The organism is Flavobacterium frigidum (assembly GCF_048286795.2).
The window spans coordinates 57327-76344 of sequence record NZ_JBLVPT020000013.1; the positions used below are offsets into that span (position 1 = coordinate 57327).

Sequence of the window (19018 nt, forward strand, 5' to 3'; positions counted from 1 at the left end):
ATAACTCTAAATTAAAGAAATGAAAAATTTAAATATAAAAAGCGCATTATTGGCTTTTACATTACTAGCAACATTAGTATCATGTGATAATGATTATGCTGATGAGAAACCAACAATTGCCAACATAGCTGTAACAAATTCAGCTTTCAGTACCCTTGAGGCAGCAGCAATTCAAGGTGGCGTAGCGGTAGTATTAAGTAACAAAAATGCAGGAGATCCTTCAGGAAATTTTACTGTATTTGCTCCTACAAATGATGCTTTTGCTAGATTAGGACTAGTTGATGCTGGTAGTTTAGGCGCATTAAATAATACGTTTTTAACGAACACATTATTATATCACGTTTCTAATGCGAACTTACCATCTAGTCAAATTATGGCAGGAGGAACTTCAGGTTCAGCGTTGCAAGGTCTTACAAGACGTTTCATCAGTAGAGGAACTGATAAGTACATTAATGGTTCTAAGATTGTAATAACAGATGTTTCAGCAAGTAACGGAACTGTTCATGCGATTGATAAAGTAATGCTTGCTACTGGAGCTAATATTGTTGCATCAGCACAAGCTGTAGCGGGTGGTAGTGTATTTAAAAAACCAGAATTAACATTTTTAGTAGCAGCAGTAGTAAGATCAGGATTAGCAGCTACTTTATCAAATCCTGATGCAAATTTTACGATATATGCACCAACAGACGCTGCGTTCATCGCAGCAGGATTTCCAAATGTAGCAGCAGTATCTGCAGCTGACCCAACCTTTTTACAAACGGTTTTATTAAACCATGCAGTAGGTAGGACAGGTACAATTAAAGGTAAATTCACATCAGAGCAAACAGCTTTAACGGAAATGACTGCTGGTGGAGGAACACTAACATACAGTGCTTTTGCAAACGGTACATTTACAGTGAAAAGTAATGGAACTGCAACTCCAGCCAACATGGTTATTCCTGATATTCAATGTACAAACGGTGTAGTTCACGTTATTGATAAAGTTTTAGTACCTTAATTGCATTTTGTAAATTAGTACAAAATTCCTGTATGGTAAACAAAGTAACAGTTGTAAAATTAGTTTTGCAACTGTTATTTTTTTAAAGATTAAAATTCCGAATATAATTTAGGTTGCAATACTTTTAAACAAAATCAATCATTTTTATCGAAAATATTCTATTTTTAATTGAAATTAAAAAGCATTTTTTAAATCATAACAAGCATATTCATTTTACATGGAACATATTGTCATCATTGGTAACGGAATAGCTGGAGTTACACTGGCACGTCACATTAGAAAAAAAAGTAATTCAGAGATTACGATTATCTCCTCTGAAAATAAATTTTTCTTTTCTAGAACTGCATTGATGTATGTTTTTATGGGACATATGAAATTTGAGCATACGCAACCGTATGAAGATCAATTTTGGAAAAAAAACAAAATTAATCTTATCGAAGGATATGTTACTTCCGTAGAACCAGATTTAAAAGCTATCGTTTTAAACGGTAATGAAAAAATAGGATATGATAAATTAGTGCTAGCAACAGGATCAGTCCCAAATAAAAATGGGTGGCCAGGGCAGGATTTACAAGGCGTAACAGGATTTTATCATAAACAAGATCTAGAAGCATTAGAAAAATGGGCACCTACAACGAAACATGCTGTAATAGTAGGCGGAGGATTGATCGGAATTGAGTTAGCCGAAATGTTACGGTCTCGCAATATTCAAGTTACTTTCTTGGTTCGTGAAAAAACATTTTGGGGTGGAATTTTGCCTTTCGGCGAAAGCCAAATGATCAACCGCCATATAGCAGAACACCATATCGATTTAAAATTAGAAACAAATTTAGTTGAAATTATTTCAGATGAGAACAGCCATGTTAAAGCTGTAATTACGGATAAAGGTGAAACTATAAATTGTGAATTGGTAGGATTAACAACCGGTGTTTCGCCAAATATCGATTTCCTTAAAAATTCTGGAATCGAATTAGGAAAAGGAATCAAAGTGAATCAATTTCTGGAAACGAGTGTTCAAAATATTTACGCGATTGGCGATTGTGCTGAGCAACGTGAAGCAATAGGATTGAGACGACCTATTGAAGCTGTTTGGTACACTGGGCGCATGATGGGAGAAGTGTTAGCACAAACATTAACGGGAAACCCTACAGCATACAAGCCTGGGAACTGGTTCAATTCAGCAAAATTTTTAGATATTGAATACCAAACATATGGATGGGTATGGGCTACAGCCAAAGAAAATGAAGTTCATTTTTACTGGGAACATGCCACAGGAAAAAAAGCAGTCCGCATTTCATTTGATAGGGAAAGTAGAAATTTTTTAGGCATAAATACCTTTGGAATACGCATGCGTCATAAATTTTTTGACACCGTTTTAAATAATAAGGAATCGGTAGATTATGTTATTCGAAATTTATCAAAAGCTAATTTTGATCCTGAATTATTTACTTCGCACAACCACGAAATTCAAAAACAATTTAATAATCAATTTGCTACCGTACAACAATATGAGCCAATCAAGTAAAAATATATCGATCGCTTCTCATGAAAACATACAAATGGATGTTGTTCAAAAATTGAGCATTACACTTGGATTAATTGGTCTGTTTATTATGGCACTTGCTTTATTCAACGTATCATTTCCTAATAAAGAGATGTGGCTTACAGGATCAATTCTGGCGGTATTAATAGGAATTATTATTTATGCAAATAGAACGTATCTCAACCAACCTGAAGGCATAAAAAACAATGGTATTTGGCATCAAAGCCTTACTAGCAAAGGGAGTTGGGCCTGGATGATTGGAATTGTATTGACGGCATTCTACATTGCTTTATATTGGTTTCCTCAATACTTGGGACTCAATCAAAGTGGTGGATTAAATACTGGTATAGTTGGTTTTTTTGACCCTTTAAGTTTTGTATTAAATGGAAAAGCAGCCAGTCAATGGTTTGTATACGGAACACTATATACAGTAGCAATTTTAGGCTTGGGATATAAATTTATTCTAAAATACCGCCACAATAAATACCAATTAGTGCGTACAATTTCTGTGATGTTTTTTCAATTGGGATTTGCATTTTTAATACCTGAAATTTTAGAAAAATTAAATCCTGAGAAAGCTTATTTTGCAAAAGATCTAAAAAATATGTGGCCTCTTAATTATTATTTCTTCAATGATTGGCATTTAAAAAATATGCTTGAAGGAGGTAATTTAGGGATGTTCATGCTGATTTTTGGTATTGCTATGATTTTTATTATCTCTCCAATTCTTACCTATTTTTATGGAAAGCGTTGGTATTGCTCATGGGTTTGTGGTTGTGGTGGCCTTGCTGAAACAGCGGGAGATAGTTTTAGACATTTGTCTAGTAAAACTGAAGCCTCATGGAAAATAGAGCGCTGGATGATACATAGCATATTAGTCTTTTCATTTGTTATAACTATTGCAGTAATATTCACTTTTTTGTCCAATAATCCTGGAATGAGTTTTATAACAAAAGATCAATTTACTATAGGAATTGTATTATTTTTGAGTGTATTTACATCACTTTTGTATATTTTCAAAAGAAATGATATGGATACAGATGCTATTTATACGATGGTTTCATTAGTAGTCATAATTATTATATCTTTGCTGCTAAATTATTTTTCTGGTAGTCAAAATATTCTATTTTTTGACAGTAATTCATTGAGAGAATGGTATGGATTTGCAATAGGTTCAGCTTTTAGTGGCGTAATTGGCGTTGGATTTTACCCCATTTTAGGCAACCGAGTTTGGTGCCGTTTTGGTTGCCCGATGGCGGCAATTTTAGGATTGCAACAACGATTGTTCTCAAGATTTAGAATTACAACAAATGGTGGACAGTGTATTTCGTGCGGTAACTGTTCTACCTACTGCGAAATGGGAATTGATGTACGCAGTTATGCACAAAAAGGAGAAAATATCGTTCGTTCTTCTTGCGTAGGTTGCGGCGTTTGTTCAGCAGTTTGTCCGCGTGGAGTATTAAAATTAGAAAATGACACGCCTACAGGCAGAATCAATTCTAATGAGATTTTACTAGGAAATGATTTTAAATTAATGGATTTAATAACCAATAAATAAAAATGAATTTCAAATGAAAAAGATTGTATTAACACTTTGTTTTTTAGGCTTAACTGTAATTTCAAAGGCTCAAACTACAGAATTATTTTTTGAACAAGCTACAGAGTTTTTAAAGAAAAATGTAGTAGCAGATGGGAAAGTTGATTATTTTAAAATCAAAAAAAGTCCTGGAGAATTAATTTACATTTTAGATAATATTGCAAAACTTGATACTAAGTTTAGCGATAAAAAAGTTGCAAAAGCATTTTGGATTAATGTTTATAATCTTCATGTTATTAAAAGTGTTGTTGATAAATTTCCAATAGCATCTGTTGAAACAATACCAGGATTTTTTACTACTAATACATTTGTGGTAGGAAATCAAGAATTAACTCTTGATGATATTGAAAATGTAATTTTAAGAGATTTGTTTTTTGATCCTGCGATACACTTTACTTTGTCAAGTGCAGCAAATGGAGGTGCTCCACTATTAAATACTGCTTATTTGCCAGCTACAATTGAGGAGCAAATAAAAGCGCGTGCTACTCTTGTGATAAATTCTAAAAATTACTTTTTTATAAATAAAGATACCAAAGTGATAGAATTGTCAAAAATATTTGAATGGTATAAGAAAGATTTTGCTGTAAACTATTTTAATGAAATCGATTTTATCAATCTTTTTTTAGAAAAAAAAATAGACAATAAACTGACCGTTCAAACGTATGATTTTGATTGGTCACTAAATAAAATATAATTTCCTTCTATATAATAGTGTAAGGTTACCAAAAAATCAACAAAATGATTAAGTCCGCTTTTATAATGATTTTTCTCTGTTATATTTCTGTTTCAGGACCAAAAACGTATGTGAAAAATCATTATAAAAATGGTAAATTGAAGTCTGAGGGATGGCTTCAACAAAATCAAAAGGTTGATTATTGGTTTTTTTATAATGAAAATGGGAGTAAAAAAGAAGAGGGTCATTTTGCCGAAAATAAAAAAATAGAATGGTGGCTGTTCTACACCAGTAAAGGTGAAATATTAAAAAAAGTTGAATTTAAAAATAATGTAGAAGAAGGACTTTGTATTTTCTATAAAAATGGTAAAATAATAAAAGCCGCTCGCTACAAAGCAGGATTAAAAATAAAAGAATGGAATACAATTTCGGCTTATAAAAGTGACAATCCCTGATAAACAATAATGAATATAATAAAAGTAATTATACCTGCTTACAATGAGGAAAAAGCGATAGCAAATGTTATTAATGAGATTCCTAACTATGTATCTGAAATAATTGTAATTAGTAATAAATCAACAGATAATACAATCGCAGTGGCTCAAAATGCTGGAGCCACTGTATTATCTGAAAATAATAGGGGATATGGCTATGCCTGTTTAAAAGGTTTAGAATATATTTCTCAACAAGATGTTAAACCTACCATTGTCGTTTTTTTGGACGGTGACTATTCTGACTATCCAGAAGAATTAACCAAGCTAATAGACCCGATACGTACTAACAAAGTTGATTTTGTTATAGGTGCAAGAGTTCCTGAATTAAGGGAAACCGGCTCAATGACTCCACAACAAATTTTTGGAAATAAATTAGCTACTGTATTGATGAAACTTTTTTTCGGTTCAAAGTTTACAGATTTAGGACCTTTTCGAGCTATAAAATACTCTACTCTGGTTGATCTTGAAATGCAAGATAAAACTTATGGTTGGACAGTAGAAATGCAATTAAAAGTCTTGCGCAAACGTATTTCATATACGGAAATCCCAGTTCGATATAAAAACCGGATTGGTGTATCAAAAGTATCAGGAACTGTAAAAGGTACTATCATGGCTGGAATTAAAATTATTGGTTGGATTTTTAAATACGCTTTCAAATAATATGCTGCAACTTTCTTATATCATTCTTACCATATATTGCTTGTCTATATTATTGCTTTTTTTTTATGGTTTCTCGCAACTTAATCTGTTGATTAATTATTTAAAAAATCAAAAAAAAATTGATAAATCGATACAATTTGATTTTACAATACCTTCGGAAATCCCAGTAGTTACGATTCAATTGCCTATTTTTAATGAAAAGTATGTTGTTGAAAGATTGCTTATTACTATTGCAGAACTGGATTATCCAAAAGATAAATTAGAAATTCAAGTTTTGGACGATAGTACTGATGAAAGTATAATTGACACCAAAAAAATAGTTGATCGTTTAGCTTCGGAAGGGTTAGATATTAAACTGATTACAAGGTCTAATCGTATCGGTTTTAAAGCGGGAGCCTTGAAAGAGGGATTAGTTACTGCAAAAGGCGAATTTATTGCTGTTTTTGATGCTGATTTTGTTCCTCAAAAAGAATGGTTGCTACAAACAATTCCTTATTTTAAGGATGCAGGTATTGGTGTTGTACAAACCCGCTGGGGACATTTAAATCGAAATTATTCGATATTGACTAAAATCCAAGCCTTTGCATTAGATGCTCATTTTATATTAGAACAAGTAGGAAGAAATTCACAATCACACTTTATCAATTTTAATGGAACAGCAGGAGTATGGCGCAAAGCATGCATCATTGATGCCGGAAACTGGGAAAGTGATACTTTAACCGAAGATTTAGATCTGAGTTATAGAGCACAACTCAAAAAATGGAAATTTAAATATTTGATCGATGTAGTAACACCGGCTGAATTACCTGTTATTATCAGTGCAGCTCGTTCACAGCAATTCCGTTGGAATAAAGGAGGTGCTGAGAATTTTAGAAAAATGAACTGGCGTGTCATCACTTCAAAAAATATTTCGGTTAAAACAAAAATTCATGGTCTATTGCATTTACTCAATAGTTCAATGTTTTTGTTTATATTTTTAATGGCAGTTTTGAGTGTTCCAGTTGTATTCATTAAAAATAAATATCCACAATTAGCCCTTTTCTTTGATATATTGGCACTTTTTGTTTTTACCTCGCTAATATTTTTTACATGTTATTGGTTTACTTTCAAAAAAATTAACGGCGGAGGAATTACTAATTTTTTAAAGTATATTGGTTTGTTTTTTACTTTTTACAGTATTGCTATGGGTTTCTCATTCCATAACACCGTGGCGGTTTTAGAGGGTCTTTGGGGTAAAAAAAGTGAGTTTATCCGAACGCCAAAATTCAATATCGAAAGTTTAAAAGATAAATGGAAACAGAATACTTATATCTCCAAAAAAGTATCTAAAAATATTATTATAGAGGGATTACTTTTAATTTATTTTCTTTTTGGAATCTATAGTGGTATTCGCTTGAATGATTATGGATTATTACCATTTCATTTGATGCTTTCCATTGGATATGGATATGTTTTCGTTAAATCGATCCAAATTACCGAATAATTTTATAGATCTTTTAGACAAAACAGTAAAATTCTTGGAGTTTACATCATTAAAATAAAATAATATTTTAGTAGATTCTATTAAATTATTGATATCTATTTTGTCTAAATAAAATTCAATTTTGATGTTTTATTTTCTCGAAGTTGATCAATAGTAAAATTAATCAATTCATTTTGTGCCATGAATCTAATGCTCTCTTTTATGTAAATTTATGATTCTTACAAATTCAATGAAACAGACCAGCAATGCAACTAAATCGTATGTTTTATGCACCATATTTTTGTATGCTTATACGGCTTACTTTTTAGAAAGAACTGATTTTATTGCCTTGCTATTTTCTTTTGGAATACTCTTTTTTTTTACTTACAAAATTATCCAAACAGAAAAGAATAATTTTAATTTCTTAATTTTAATTTCGGTACTGTTTCGGTTACTTTTTATTTTTAGTTTACCCAATTTATCACAAGATTTTTATCGTTTTATTTGGGATGGCCGCCTTATTTTATTAAGTCTAAATCCATTTACAAACCTTCCAAATGATTTAATTTTAGATCCAAATTTCACACTCTCACAAGCACATGAATTAGTAGGAGCAATGGGTAATTTAAGTGCATCTCATTTTTCAAATTATCCACCTGTCAATCAATTATTCTTTGTAGTGGCTGGTTTTTTCAGTAACCATTCTATTCTTGGTGCAACAATAGTTTTGAGAACAATCATCATTGCAGCTGACTTTGGAACTTTGTATTTTGGTAGCAAATTATTAGAAAAGTTAGGATTAGAAAGACACCGCATATTTTGGTTTTTATTAAATCCGTTGGTAATTATAGAACTAACTGGTAATTTGCATTTTGAAGGTGTAATGCTCTTCTTTTTTATTTGGAGTCTCTATTTATTGCAGAAGAACAAATGGAGAGAAGCCGCTGTGATTTTGGCATTATCTATTGCTACAAAACTATTGCCCTTACTGTTATTGCCTTTGTTTTTTCAAAAATTAGGATGGAAAATAAGTTTTGCTTTTTACGGAATCATAATCGGAATAAATATTTTGCTTTTTGTACCATTTTTTTCTGCTGAATTGATTTCAAATTATTCTAAAACTATTGGTTTGTGGTTTACCAATTTTGAATTTAATGCTAGTATTTATTATATTATTAGAGCCATTGGTTATTATTTTAAAGGGTACAATATTATTCAAAGTACTGGTCAAGTAATTCCAGTTTTGATGATTGTTTTTATCGTATTTCAGTCCTTTTTTGGAAAAAATAAGACAACGTTAAATTTGTTTCAAAGTTTTTTACTGGTGTTAAGCATTTACTTTTTTACGGCTACAACGGTACATCCCTGGTACATTATTAATCTCGTGTTAATTAGTGTTTTTACAAATTTTAAATTTCCAATTGTTTGGAGTTTGATGGTTGTTGTTAGCTATTACACGTATTCTAATCCTGCATTTAAGGAAAATTTATGGCTAATTGCAATAGAATATATTGTTGTTGCTTTGGTGCTGTTTAATGAGATGAAGAAAACGCCTTCTAAAATTTTCAGCATATTTGGAACAAGAATTTCAAGGAATGAACGTACTGGCGTCAATAAAGGAGCGTAAACAAAACACTTTTGAGGAATAGAGCAAGCATCACATTAATGCGGTATCTTTAAGATCTTATGCTTTCGTAAATATATAGAGAACCTCAGTTCACTATAATAATCAAGAGCAATGGTTGGGGCGAAAGGACGGAAGAAATTATTGACAGCAATGCAATTGTTCATGATTATTAAATGACTGTCTGTTAAAACTACATTTTTGGGTTAACGATGGTTTTTAAACTGGAAATTTAGATTTTTTAAACTTGCTTTGGCAGTACTAAAAAAATGGTTTTATAATCTTTGATAAAAAATCTTACGTACTTAAAAACAAACTTAGCCAAACAATTTTTTATTATAATTGTGAACGGCTATTTCTCTTCATTCAAATATAAAAAAACGCACTCGGATGGGAGTGCGTTTCAATAATCTAGTACTTGAATTCTATTTTTATTGATCAATAGATCCTAGAACACGTTTCATAAAACTGTTTAAAGCTTCTTTTTTGTCGGTTCCAGTTTTAACCAACTTATTCACTTCTAGAGCGCCATACATATTCGAAATTAATTCTCCAATAACATCTAATTCTTCGTCTTTTAGTGATGCAATTTCAGTCATTGCTTCTAAAACTTCGATTGTTTCAATGATGTAATCTTCGTCGTTTTCTTCGATAAACTGCGTTAAATGTTTGATTACAGGTAATTTCATTATTCAATTGTTTATTTGGTTATTCGCTGAAATGTTTGTTTAAAAAGAGAATCGTTACTTTAAACGAATTAGTAAAGGAATAAAATTAAACGATTTCATTTACCAATTCAATTAGCACTTCTTGTTTATTAGTTTGTGTTTCATTAACCAATTTACCATTCACAAAAGTGGCAAAAGTTGGTAAATTGCTCACATTAGCTAATTTTCTTGATTCAGGAAAGTTTTCTGCATCAACAATTGCAAAAGTAATTGTTTCGTTTTCTGAAGCTAATTTTTTGAACTTTGGTTTCATAATACGGCAGTTGCCACACCATGATGCCGAAAATTGAACCACTACTTTTTCTTCTTTTGCAATTAAATCTTGTAACGTATCTTCGGTTAATTCGATTAACATATTTTTTAATTTTAAAAATTCAATAGCAATAATCAATTTGTAATATTGAAATTGATTATTGCTATTGAAGTTGTTATCTTTTTAGTTTAAACTTAAGTATTCAGCAGTACTCACTCTATCAGCACTCATAGCTTCTTTTCCAGCTTCCCAGTTTGCAGGACAAACTTCTCCTTTTTCTTGAATGTGTGTGTACGCATCAACCATACGTAAATACTCGTTTACGTTACGACCAAGTGGCATATCGTTTACACTTTCGTGGAAAATTTTTCCAGTTTCGTCAATTAGGTAAGTCGCTCTAAAAGTTACATTAGAACCTTCAATAATTACAGAATCAGTTTCTTCAGAATATTCAGTTGAATCGATATCAAGAATGCCTAAGATGTTAGATAAGTTTCTGTTCGTATCAGCTAGAATTGGATACGTAACACCTTCAATTCCACCGTTGTTTTTTGGAGTATTTAACCAAGCAAAATGAACTTCGTTAGTATCACAAGAGGCACCAATTACTAGTGTATTTCTTTTGTCGAATTCTGGTAAAGCAGCTTGAAAAGCATGTAATTCAGTTGGGCATACGAATGTAAAATCTTTTGGATACCAAAACAAAAGTACTTTTTTGTTGTTATTTACAGCTTCTTCGAAAATGTTAATTTTTAAATTATCACCCATTTCAGAGATAGCGTCTACTGCAATACTTGGAAATTTTTTACCTACTAATGACATTTTTATTTACTTTTTAAGTTATTTTTTTGATGGTGCAAAAGTAGGTATACAAAAGATGAATTAAATTAGTATTTGATTATAAATACTTATTTCAAAATAGGAAGTTACTATACTGTGATTTTTAAACTATCACTTATAAGTAGTTAACTACTACAGGCAGAGTTCCTTCGCATTTTATGTTTTCCAAAAGTTGCTCTGCCGCGGCTTCTTGAAATTCTGGAAAATCCTCGTATACTTGTACAAATCCTGATATTTTATTGAGATTTGGTATGATTTGTAGAACGTACGGATTCCCAAAAACATACAAAACACATTTTTTAGTACTAAATAAATTGCCTAAAAATTGAAGAACTGCATCTTCTATATCAAAATTATTCAAGGGTTTAGCCTTTGGAACAAATAAAGAAATGACTAGGGTGTCAAATCTAGATAGGCTTTGTTCTAATTCCACGAGAGTGGTAGTTGCACCACTTTCATAACTGAATTGAGGAGAAGGCAAAGCAGCAGATAAGGCTTTAAAAAATGTTGTATCAGTGCTGTTGTAGATGCTTAATTTTGCTAAATCTTCTCTATTTTTTGCATCAAAAACAGTTACCGTATTGTGGTTGTCTTTGATTTTAGTTATACTGTTTTGAGCAATTTTAAAATTTAATTTCGACGTAGTTTCAAAATCAAAGTCATTCTGGGAAAGGTTTGGTAAACTTAGATTTCCATCTGTAATTCCGGCTTTCTGTTTGCATTTCCAAATGCGTTGAAAACTAGCTTCAATTCTTTCGGGAGTGGCATTTTTTAAAATTGCTTGAATGCCTTCGGGCACGTTTTCGGCAAAACACAATACATCGTTGCCAGCATTGAAAGCTTCCCATTCCAATTGTCCTTTTTGATCGTATAATTTAGAAACGCTGTGCATGTTCAATGCATCCGAAATCACTAAGCCATCGTATCCTAATTGCTTTCGCAAAAGGGTTTCAATAACAGATTTTGACAAAGTTGCCGAAGTGTCTTTTCCTTCATTCAAAGCGGGAACGGACAAATGACCAATCATAATTGAATCGACATTATTTTCGATGCCTTTTATAAAAGGAACCAATTCATTGGCTACTAATTCTTCAAGAGTTTCTTTTAAAACGGGTAATCCTAAATGCGAATCGACATTTGTATTGCCGTGTCCGGGAAAATGTTTCAGACAACCTAGAACGCCTGAAGCATTCAATCCTCGAAGATATTCTAAAGCAAATACAGCTACTTTTTCTTTGTTTTGTCCAAAAGAACGGTACCCAATAACTGGATTATTCGGATTGTTATTGATGTCTGCTAAAGGCGCTAAATTATAATGAATCCCTACTGATTTTAAGTCTAAACCTATTTGTTTACCTACTTCATAAACCAAATGTTTTTCACTTTCGGGTAAGGCACCAAGCGTAATGGCATACGGATATTGCGGTGTTTTTTCGACACGCATGGCTAATCCCCATTCGGCATCAATACTCATTAATAATGGAGTAGGAGCACAAGTTTGGTATCGAATGATGAGTTCTTTTAAACGCAGACAACTATCGTCATTGAATACAATTTTTTTCTTGCTTTCATAATTGGTAGCTGCACTGGCCCGACTATGAAAAAAAGTCAATCCACCTATATTGTATTCTTTAATTAAGCGTTCCATAGCTTGAATGTTTTCTTCGGTATCATTGATGAAAACGGCTGGAAAGAAAAATTGTCCTATTTTTTGTTCTAATGTCATTTTGAAAGGAATATAATACTAATTTTCAACATATAAGTCCTGTACGTCAAATTATAACCCATAAATAATTTTGTAAAAGAGTCATAAAAAAACATTTAGTGTATGAGAAAATTGCTTAAAAAGCTCATATGGCTTATATGTTAAAAAAAAAGCTAGTTTGTTTTTTCTTGTTCTGATTTTTTACCAAAATCGGCTGGAAAAATCAAAAAGCGAGATAAAATTAATCCTGGAATGGTTGCCAAAAACACCCAAATAAAGAAATTTCCATAACCCAGATATTCTTGAATATAACCGCTCAACATTCCCGGAAGCATCATTCCTAAAGCCATAAATCCCGTTGCGATAGAGTAATGAGACGTTTTTGATTCTCCATCGGCTACATAAATTAAATACATCATGAAAGCAGCAAAACCAAAACCGTAACCAAACTGTTCTGCGATTACTGTTGCATAAATATAGAAAACGGAACCGGGGTGAAAATGAGATAGTAAAATGAATCCTATTATGGGTAAGTGCATGGCTAAAATCATGGGTAACATCCATTTTCCTAATCCATCTCTGGAAATGACAATACCTCCTAAAATACCACCAATGGTTAGAGCAAGCACACCGAAGGTTCCGTAAATAACGCCAACATCCTGAGTGGTTAAACCCATACCGCCTGCAGTTATTGGATCTATTAAGAAAGGAGTTAGCATTTTTAATAATTGCGATTCCCCTAATCTGAATAGCAGAATGAAAGCCAACACTAAACCAATTTGTTTCTTTTGAAAGAAGGTAGCAAAAACGGCCCCGAAGCTCTTATCTGAAGTTGATTTTGCTATTGTTACTGCGTTATTTACTTCGATTTTTGGAGTTGAAAAATAATTGTAAACCGTAATTAGCGTCATTATTAATCCAACAACAATCATGGTGTATGACCAAGCCTGTTGTTTATCGCCATATTCTTGTTCAAGATAACCAGCAATAACCACAATCAATCCGTTTCCTGTAAGCATAGAAAGTCTGTAAAATGTACTTCTGATTCCAAGAAAAAAAGATTGTTGGTCTTTTTCTAAAACCAATAAATAAAATCCGTCACTAGCCACATCATTAGAAGCTGAAGCAAACGCGGCAACCCAAAAAACAGCCAAACTTATTACAAAAAAATTGCTCAATGGAATCGTTAAACCAACAATTAAAAAAGCAAGTGAAATGAGCAATTGCATGCTTAAAAACCATTTTCTTTTAGTTGAATACAAATCAATAAACGGACTCCATAAAGGTTTGATTACCCAAGGTAAATACAATAAGCTGGTGTATATACCAATATCTTCATTGTTAAGGCCTAAATTTTTATACATAAGGACCGATACCGAAATAATAATAGCATACGGCAAACCAGATGCAAAGTTTAAAACCGGAATCCAATACCAAGGACTATTGTCTGTTTTCATTTAAAGCGTTTTAGATTCGGTTAAATTTTATAGTGTAAAATGCACTAAAGTTGGGTCACTTTCATTACCATAAAAATCAATGAATGTAATGGCACAGGTAGTATTCTTGTCTAGTTTGTACGTAGGAATTACCACTTCTACAGTGTCAGTATTTTCCTTAAAGGCTATTTTATCAATGATATGGCTGGGATCGTTTACATCAATCTTTGAATTAAATTTAGAACCATAAACCATTACGTAACGCACCTTGCTGAGTAGAGGGTAAGTTACATTAAATCGGGATGAAATTGGATCTGTCGAAATCGAATTTACAGTAGGGATGATCGTTATTTTCTTTACATTATTTGGAACGACCGTTGGTAGAGCTGGATATTTGTATTGGTTTTCAGAAAGTAATTTAGTAACACTTTGATTCTTATTCACGAATGATTTAGCACTAAAAAAGGCATTGCCTTGAACGTTTTTGTAGGATCTCGTTAAGTCAATTTGGTTCGGGATTTCACTTGGGTTATTCCACCTTTTATCAGAATCAGCGTTGATTTTATAACTTCCGTTTCCAATGTAAATTGCGGTATTAGTCGAATTTTCGGACCACCAACGCAATAATTTCGAATAGGATGCTTTAGGATGATCCATGCTCCAATACAATTGCGGAACGAGGTAATCAATCCATTTGTTTTCCATCCAAGCGATAGGATCTGCAAACAAATCGTCATAATTAGTTTGTCCTGCTTCTGTATCTGAACCTTTTGGATCTACTGATTTGTTGCGCCAAACACCAAATGGGCTAATTCCAAATTGTACCCAAGGTTTTATATTTTTAATTGAAATTGAAACATCTTTGATAAAAGTATTTACATTAGAACGGCGCCAATCTTCAATACTCATCCCATTACCATATTTCTCGTAGGCAGCAGTGTCATTAAACTTTTCACCAGCAACTTTATAAGGATAAAAATAGTCATCAAAATGTACTGCTTCGATATCGTAGTTTTGAACTACTTCGTTAACAATATTCAATAAATGTTTTTGAACTTCAGGCAAGGCAGGATTGTAATAGTATTTTCCACCATATTTAATCATCCATTCCGGATGTTTGTAATAATCATGTTCGGGACTTAAAATGGCTGTATTGTAGTCCATCGTAGCGCGGTACGGATTCATCCAAGCGTGAAATTCAAAACCACGCGCATGCGTTTCCGCAATCATCCAAGCTAACGTGTCATAATACGGTTGCGGAGCTTGGCCTTCTTTTCCAGTCAAAAAACGAGACCATGGTGCTAATTTTGTGGGATAAAAAGCATCACCAACGCTTCTTATTTGAACAATTACTGCGTTGTAATTTAGTTTTTTATAAGTATCCAAGATCTCCAAATAATCTGCCTTTTGTTTGGCAACATCATCTTTACTGGTTTTTGGCCAGTCAATATTAACCACAGTAGCAATCCAAACGGCTCTAAATTCATTTTTAGGATTAGGTGTTAAAACTTGTGCATTACTATTCCAAAAGGCAAAGAAAAGAAATGCAAAAAGTAAAAAGGGATGCTTATAATTTTTCATGAAAGTCATTTTATATAAAGTATTCAAAAATAGTTTTTTTAGTGAAAATGATGTGACAAATTGATTTTAAAATTCAACTTATTTTGATTAGTCAATTTCTTTGCCAATTTTTATATTAGTTTCAATGTCTGGTATTCTATAAAGTAAACATCGGAGGTTATTTTTTTCTCTTTTTCTTATTTGATTTCGGTACATGTAATACGGTATATATTTATATTTGTGAAATCTAAAGTTATCTTATTACCAATGTCCAACTTGACTCCATTAAAAGAATTAGCTGCATCATTAGAAGGAACTCTTTTACATGATGAGTTACATAAAACACTGTATGCTACAGATGCGTCTGCCTACCGTATTATGCCACTTGCTGTTGCAATTCCAAAATCAGAGCAAGATATTGTCAAAATTATTCGCTTTGCAGCAAAAAATAAGATTTCTATCACACCCAGAACTGCAGGAACTTCCTTGGCAGGTCAAACAGTAGGTTCTGGAATAATTGTAGATGTATCGAAACATTTTACTAAAATTATCGCTTTCGATCCGATAAAAAAAACAGTTACGGTTCAGCCAGGCGTGATTCGGGACGAACTGAATTTATATTTAAAAGAACACGGATTGTTTTTCGGACCCAATACTTCGACCTCAAATCGCTGTATGATAGGAGGAATGGTAGGCAATAATTCGTCCGGTACTACATCGATACGATATGGAGTTACCCGAGATAAAATAGTGGAAATCAAAGCGGTTTTGAGTGATGGGACTTCGGCAGTATTTAAAGAATTAACTTCTGCTGATTTCATTGAAAAAACAAAAGGGAACACGCTCGAAAGTTTGATCTACAAGACCATTTATGAGGAACTTTCGAGTACGGAAAATCAAAAGGAGATTATCAAGGAATTTCCAAAACCAGAAATACACAGACGAAATACAGGCTATGCAATAGATTTATTATTAAAATCGGAACTTTTTGGAGGAACCGCAAACACTATAAATCTAGGCAAACTCCTTTGTGGAAGCGAAGGAACGCTTGCTTTTACTACAGAAATTACCTTGAAAGTAGATCACCTACCACCAACGTATAATGTTATGGTAGTGGCTCATTTTCATACTATTCAGGAAAGTTTAGAAGCTGTTGTAACTGCGATGAAACATCATTTGTACACTTGCGAAATGATGGATGATACGATATTGAATTGTACCAAAACAAACAGAGAGCAAGCCAAAAACAGATTTTTTATTCAAGGGGAACCCAAAGCGGTTATTATGCTCGAAGTGGCATCGCATAACAGTATGGAAGATGCCGAAATACAAGCTAATGATTTGATTGCTGACTTGGAAAGAAATAATTTTGGGTATGCTTTACCAAAAATTTACGGAGCAGATATTGATAAAATAAATGAATTGCGAAAAGCAGGTCTCGGACTTTTAGGAAGTATTGTTGGTGATGATAAAGCCGCAGATTCTATTGAAGATACCGCTGTTGAGTTAAGCGATTTACCCAATTATATTGCCGAATTCTCCGACATGATGGAACGCCATGGACAAAATGCCATATATTATGCACATGCCGGTGCCGGAGAATTGCACTTGCGCCCCGTTTTAAACTTAAAAACAACAGAAGGATTACATCAATTTAGAAACATCGCAACCGAAGTGGCTATTTTGGTAAAAAAATACAGAGGATCCTTGAGTGGGGAGCACGGAGACGGAATTGTACGAGGCGAGTTTTTAACCTTTATGATTGGGCAACAGAATTATGAATTGTTAAAACGAATTAAACTTGCCTTTGATCCTAATACTATTTTGAATGTAGGTAAAATTGTAAACGCTTTCAAAATGGATGAAAACCTTCGGGTGGAGGCGGGTAGAGTGGAACCGGATATTCAAACTATTCAGGATTTCTCGGATAGTATGGGAATTTTGCGTGCTGCAGAAAAATGCAATGGTTCTGGTGATTGCAGAAAATTACCTTCGGCTGGTGGGACTTTGTGTCCGAGTTATCGCGCTACCCGTAATGAAAAAGACACGACTCGTGCCAGAGCCAATGCGCTACGAGAATATTTGACACATTCCGAAAAAGACAATAAGTTCGATCATGAAGAATTGTATAAAGTTTTTGAATTGTGTGTAAGTTGTAAAGCGTGTGCCAGCGAATGTCCCAGTAATGTGGATATAGCAGCAATGAAATCAGAGTTTTTATACCAATATCAAAAAGCAAATGGGTTTTCATGGCGCAATAAAGTCTTTGCTTTTAATGCTAAATTGAATGGACTGGGGAGTATCACCCCAAAGTTTACGAATTTCATCGTGAATTTACCTTTGGTAAAAAAAAGCATGGGGATTGCTCCTAAAAGAGAAGTGCCGCTTTTGGCTCCAATTACTTTTAGAAAATGGTACGAAAAAAATTGGAATCAGGCGCCAAGTGATTCTTTTGTCAACGGAAAAGTTTGTTTGTTTAGTGATGAGTTCACTAATTATTATGATGTTGCAGTAGGAATCGATGCGTATGAGTTATTGACAGCGCTAGGATACGAAGTGATTTTGGTGGATCATGAAGAAAGCGGAAGAGCTTTTATATCCAAAGGTTTTCTGGAAGAAGCCAAAGCAATCGCAAACATAAACGTAGCTGTTTTTTCGGATTATGTTACTGCTGATTTTCCGTTGATAGGAATAGAACCTTCAGCAATATTAACCTTTAGAGATGAATACATTCGATTGGCTGACAATAAGGAAGGTGCTGAAAAATTAGCACAACATGTATTTACGATTGAAGAGTTTTTCAAAAATGAGATTGCAAAAGGTAAAATTCATGCAGAACAATTTTCTGAGGAGGAAAAAACTATTAAAATTCACGGACATTGCCATCAAAAGTCATTGAGTACCATGGAAGCGACTTTTGCGATGTTGAATGTACCGAAAAACAGTTCGGTTACTATTTACAATTCGGGTTGTTGTGGAATGGCAGGTTCTTTTGGATATGAAAAAGAACATTATGAAATCAGTATGCAAATGGGTGAAGATACCTTATTTCCTAAAATTAGAGCTACTGATCCCGCAACAGCTATTGCAGCGGCTGGCACGAGTTGTCGCCACCAGATTTTTGACGGAACCACTAGAAAGGCACTACATCCAGTTTCTATATTAAGGAGCTGTTTAAAAAAATAACCCGATTGAACGTAGGTTTTGACTTGAAAGAAACCTCTTTTTAAATCTCATTATTTACTTTTTTTGAGATTAAAATTATGGTTTTTGACTTTTTTTGTGTCTAAAAAAATCATTTTTTGTGTATTAAAAAAAATAAAAAAAATAGTTTGAGAAATGGCAATAGTTCAATTTGTTTTATACTTTTGATTTTTGAAGATTATTTGCATTATATCTAACATAAAAACGAATAATTTACGGTATCTTAATTTTTAATGATAAAA

The 19018-nt window shown here is 32.9% G+C and carries 15 protein-coding genes; 9 read left to right on the forward strand and 6 right to left on the reverse strand.

Annotated features, from left to right (window positions below):
• Window positions 1–19: 19 nt before the first annotated feature.
• From ACNQGB_RS12545 to ACNQGB_RS12580, 8 genes are all read left to right on the forward strand, one after another.
• A complete protein-coding gene (locus tag ACNQGB_RS12545; protein WP_417944051.1) occupies window positions 20–997 on the forward strand; it encodes a fasciclin domain-containing protein in 978 nt (325 codons plus the stop codon).
• 217 nt (window positions 998–1214) lie between these two features.
• Entirely contained in the window at window positions 1215–2522 is a 1308-nt protein-coding gene (locus ACNQGB_RS12550; protein WP_417944052.1) for an NAD(P)/FAD-dependent oxidoreductase, read from the forward strand.
• Complete coding sequence (locus ACNQGB_RS12555; RefSeq protein ID WP_417944053.1) at window positions 2506–4098, forward strand: 4Fe-4S binding protein; 1593 nt, start codon at window positions 2506–2508, stop codon at window positions 4096–4098. Before ACNQGB_RS12550 ends, ACNQGB_RS12555 begins: the two co-directional genes overlap by 17 nt.
• A 13-nt stretch (window positions 4099–4111) precedes the next feature.
• Window positions 4112–4831, forward strand: a complete 720-nt coding sequence (locus ACNQGB_RS12560) for a DUF547 domain-containing protein (protein WP_417944054.1) — start codon at window positions 4112–4114, stop codon at window positions 4829–4831.
• 44 nt (window positions 4832–4875) lie between these two features.
• A complete protein-coding gene (locus ACNQGB_RS12565; RefSeq protein WP_417944055.1) occupies window positions 4876–5265 on the forward strand; it encodes a toxin-antitoxin system YwqK family antitoxin in 390 nt (129 codons plus the stop codon).
• A gap of 9 nt (window positions 5266–5274) precedes the next feature.
• Window positions 5275–5964, forward strand: coding sequence for a glycosyltransferase family 2 protein (locus tag ACNQGB_RS12570; RefSeq protein ID WP_417944056.1), 690 nt, complete (start codon window positions 5275–5277; stop codon window positions 5962–5964).
• A gap of 1 nt (window position 5965) precedes the next feature.
• Window positions 5966–7447 carry a cellulose synthase family protein gene (locus ACNQGB_RS12575; protein ID WP_417944057.1) on the forward strand — a complete coding sequence of 494 codons (1482 nt, stop codon included), beginning with the start codon at window positions 5966–5968 and terminating at the stop codon, window positions 7445–7447.
• Window positions 7448–7676: 229 nt separating this feature from the next.
• A complete protein-coding gene (locus ACNQGB_RS12580) occupies window positions 7677–9053 on the forward strand; it encodes an MptA/MptB family glycosyltransferase (RefSeq protein ID WP_417944058.1) in 1377 nt (458 codons plus the stop codon).
• Between the two features lie 428 nt (window positions 9054–9481).
• Here ACNQGB_RS12580 and ACNQGB_RS12585 read toward each other — a convergent pair whose 3' ends face one another.
• From ACNQGB_RS12585 to ACNQGB_RS12610, 6 genes are all read right to left on the reverse strand, one after another.
• Complete coding sequence (locus ACNQGB_RS12585) at window positions 9482–9739, reverse strand: DUF6952 family protein (RefSeq protein WP_395047758.1); 258 nt, start codon at window positions 9737–9739, stop codon at window positions 9482–9484.
• 85 nt (window positions 9740–9824) lie between these two features.
• Window positions 9825–10133, reverse strand: a complete 309-nt coding sequence (locus ACNQGB_RS12590) for a thioredoxin family protein (RefSeq protein WP_417944059.1) — start codon at window positions 10131–10133, stop codon at window positions 9825–9827.
• Window positions 10134–10214: 81 nt separating this feature from the next.
• The gene (locus ACNQGB_RS12595; protein ID WP_417944060.1) at window positions 10215–10853 is read right to left on the reverse strand and encodes a peroxiredoxin; all 639 of its coding nucleotides are present in this window, start codon (window positions 10851–10853) and stop codon (window positions 10215–10217) included.
• A gap of 133 nt (window positions 10854–10986) precedes the next feature.
• Window positions 10987–12597: a glycoside hydrolase family 3 protein gene (locus tag ACNQGB_RS12600; RefSeq protein WP_417944061.1), complete on the reverse strand. Its 1611-nt coding sequence runs from the start codon at window positions 12595–12597 to the stop codon at window positions 10987–10989.
• A gap of 152 nt (window positions 12598–12749) precedes the next feature.
• The gene (locus ACNQGB_RS12605; RefSeq protein WP_417944062.1) at window positions 12750–14033 is read right to left on the reverse strand and encodes an MFS transporter; all 1284 of its coding nucleotides are present in this window, start codon (window positions 14031–14033) and stop codon (window positions 12750–12752) included.
• A gap of 27 nt (window positions 14034–14060) precedes the next feature.
• On the reverse strand, window positions 14061–15593 hold the full coding sequence (locus ACNQGB_RS12610) for a glycoside hydrolase family 10-like protein (protein ID WP_417944063.1): 1533 nt from the start codon (window positions 15591–15593) through the stop codon (window positions 14061–14063).
• A gap of 246 nt (window positions 15594–15839) precedes the next feature.
• Here ACNQGB_RS12610 and ACNQGB_RS12615 point away from each other — a divergent pair, with 246 nt between their 5' ends.
• Complete coding sequence (locus ACNQGB_RS12615) at window positions 15840–18758, forward strand: FAD-binding and (Fe-S)-binding domain-containing protein (protein ID WP_417944072.1); 2919 nt, start codon at window positions 15840–15842, stop codon at window positions 18756–18758.
• Window positions 18759–19018 lie beyond the last annotated feature (260 nt).

Coding starts and splice junctions, on each gene's coding strand:
- ACNQGB_RS12545 (WP_417944051.1), top strand. CDS start 20: ATGAAAAATTTAAATATAAAAAGCGCATTATTGGCTTTTACATTACTA.
- ACNQGB_RS12550 (WP_417944052.1), top strand. CDS start 1,215: ATGGAACATATTGTCATCATTGGTAACGGAATAGCTGGAGTTACACTG.
- ACNQGB_RS12555 (WP_417944053.1), top strand. CDS start 2,506: ATGAGCCAATCAAGTAAAAATATATCGATCGCTTCTCATGAAAACATA.
- ACNQGB_RS12560 (WP_417944054.1), top strand. CDS start 4,112: ATGAAAAAGATTGTATTAACACTTTGTTTTTTAGGCTTAACTGTAATT.
- ACNQGB_RS12565 (WP_417944055.1), top strand. CDS start 4,876: ATGATTAAGTCCGCTTTTATAATGATTTTTCTCTGTTATATTTCTGTT.
- ACNQGB_RS12570 (WP_417944056.1), top strand. CDS start 5,275: ATGAATATAATAAAAGTAATTATACCTGCTTACAATGAGGAAAAAGCG.
- ACNQGB_RS12575 (WP_417944057.1), top strand. CDS start 5,966: ATGCTGCAACTTTCTTATATCATTCTTACCATATATTGCTTGTCTATA.
- ACNQGB_RS12580 (WP_417944058.1), top strand. CDS start 7,677: ATGAAACAGACCAGCAATGCAACTAAATCGTATGTTTTATGCACCATA.
- ACNQGB_RS12585 (WP_395047758.1), bottom strand. CDS start 9,739: ATGAAATTACCTGTAATCAAACATTTAACGCAGTTTATCGAAGAAAAC.
- ACNQGB_RS12590 (WP_417944059.1), bottom strand. CDS start 10,133: ATGTTAATCGAATTAACCGAAGATACGTTACAAGATTTAATTGCAAAA.
- ACNQGB_RS12595 (WP_417944060.1), bottom strand. CDS start 10,853: ATGTCATTAGTAGGTAAAAAATTTCCAAGTATTGCAGTAGACGCTATC.
- ACNQGB_RS12600 (WP_417944061.1), bottom strand. CDS start 12,597: ATGACATTAGAACAAAAAATAGGACAATTTTTCTTTCCAGCCGTTTTC.
- ACNQGB_RS12605 (WP_417944062.1), bottom strand. CDS start 14,033: ATGAAAACAGACAATAGTCCTTGGTATTGGATTCCGGTTTTAAACTTT.
- ACNQGB_RS12610 (WP_417944063.1), bottom strand. CDS start 15,593: ATGAAAAATTATAAGCATCCCTTTTTACTTTTTGCATTTCTTTTCTTT.
- ACNQGB_RS12615 (WP_417944072.1), top strand. CDS start 15,840: ATGTCCAACTTGACTCCATTAAAAGAATTAGCTGCATCATTAGAAGGA.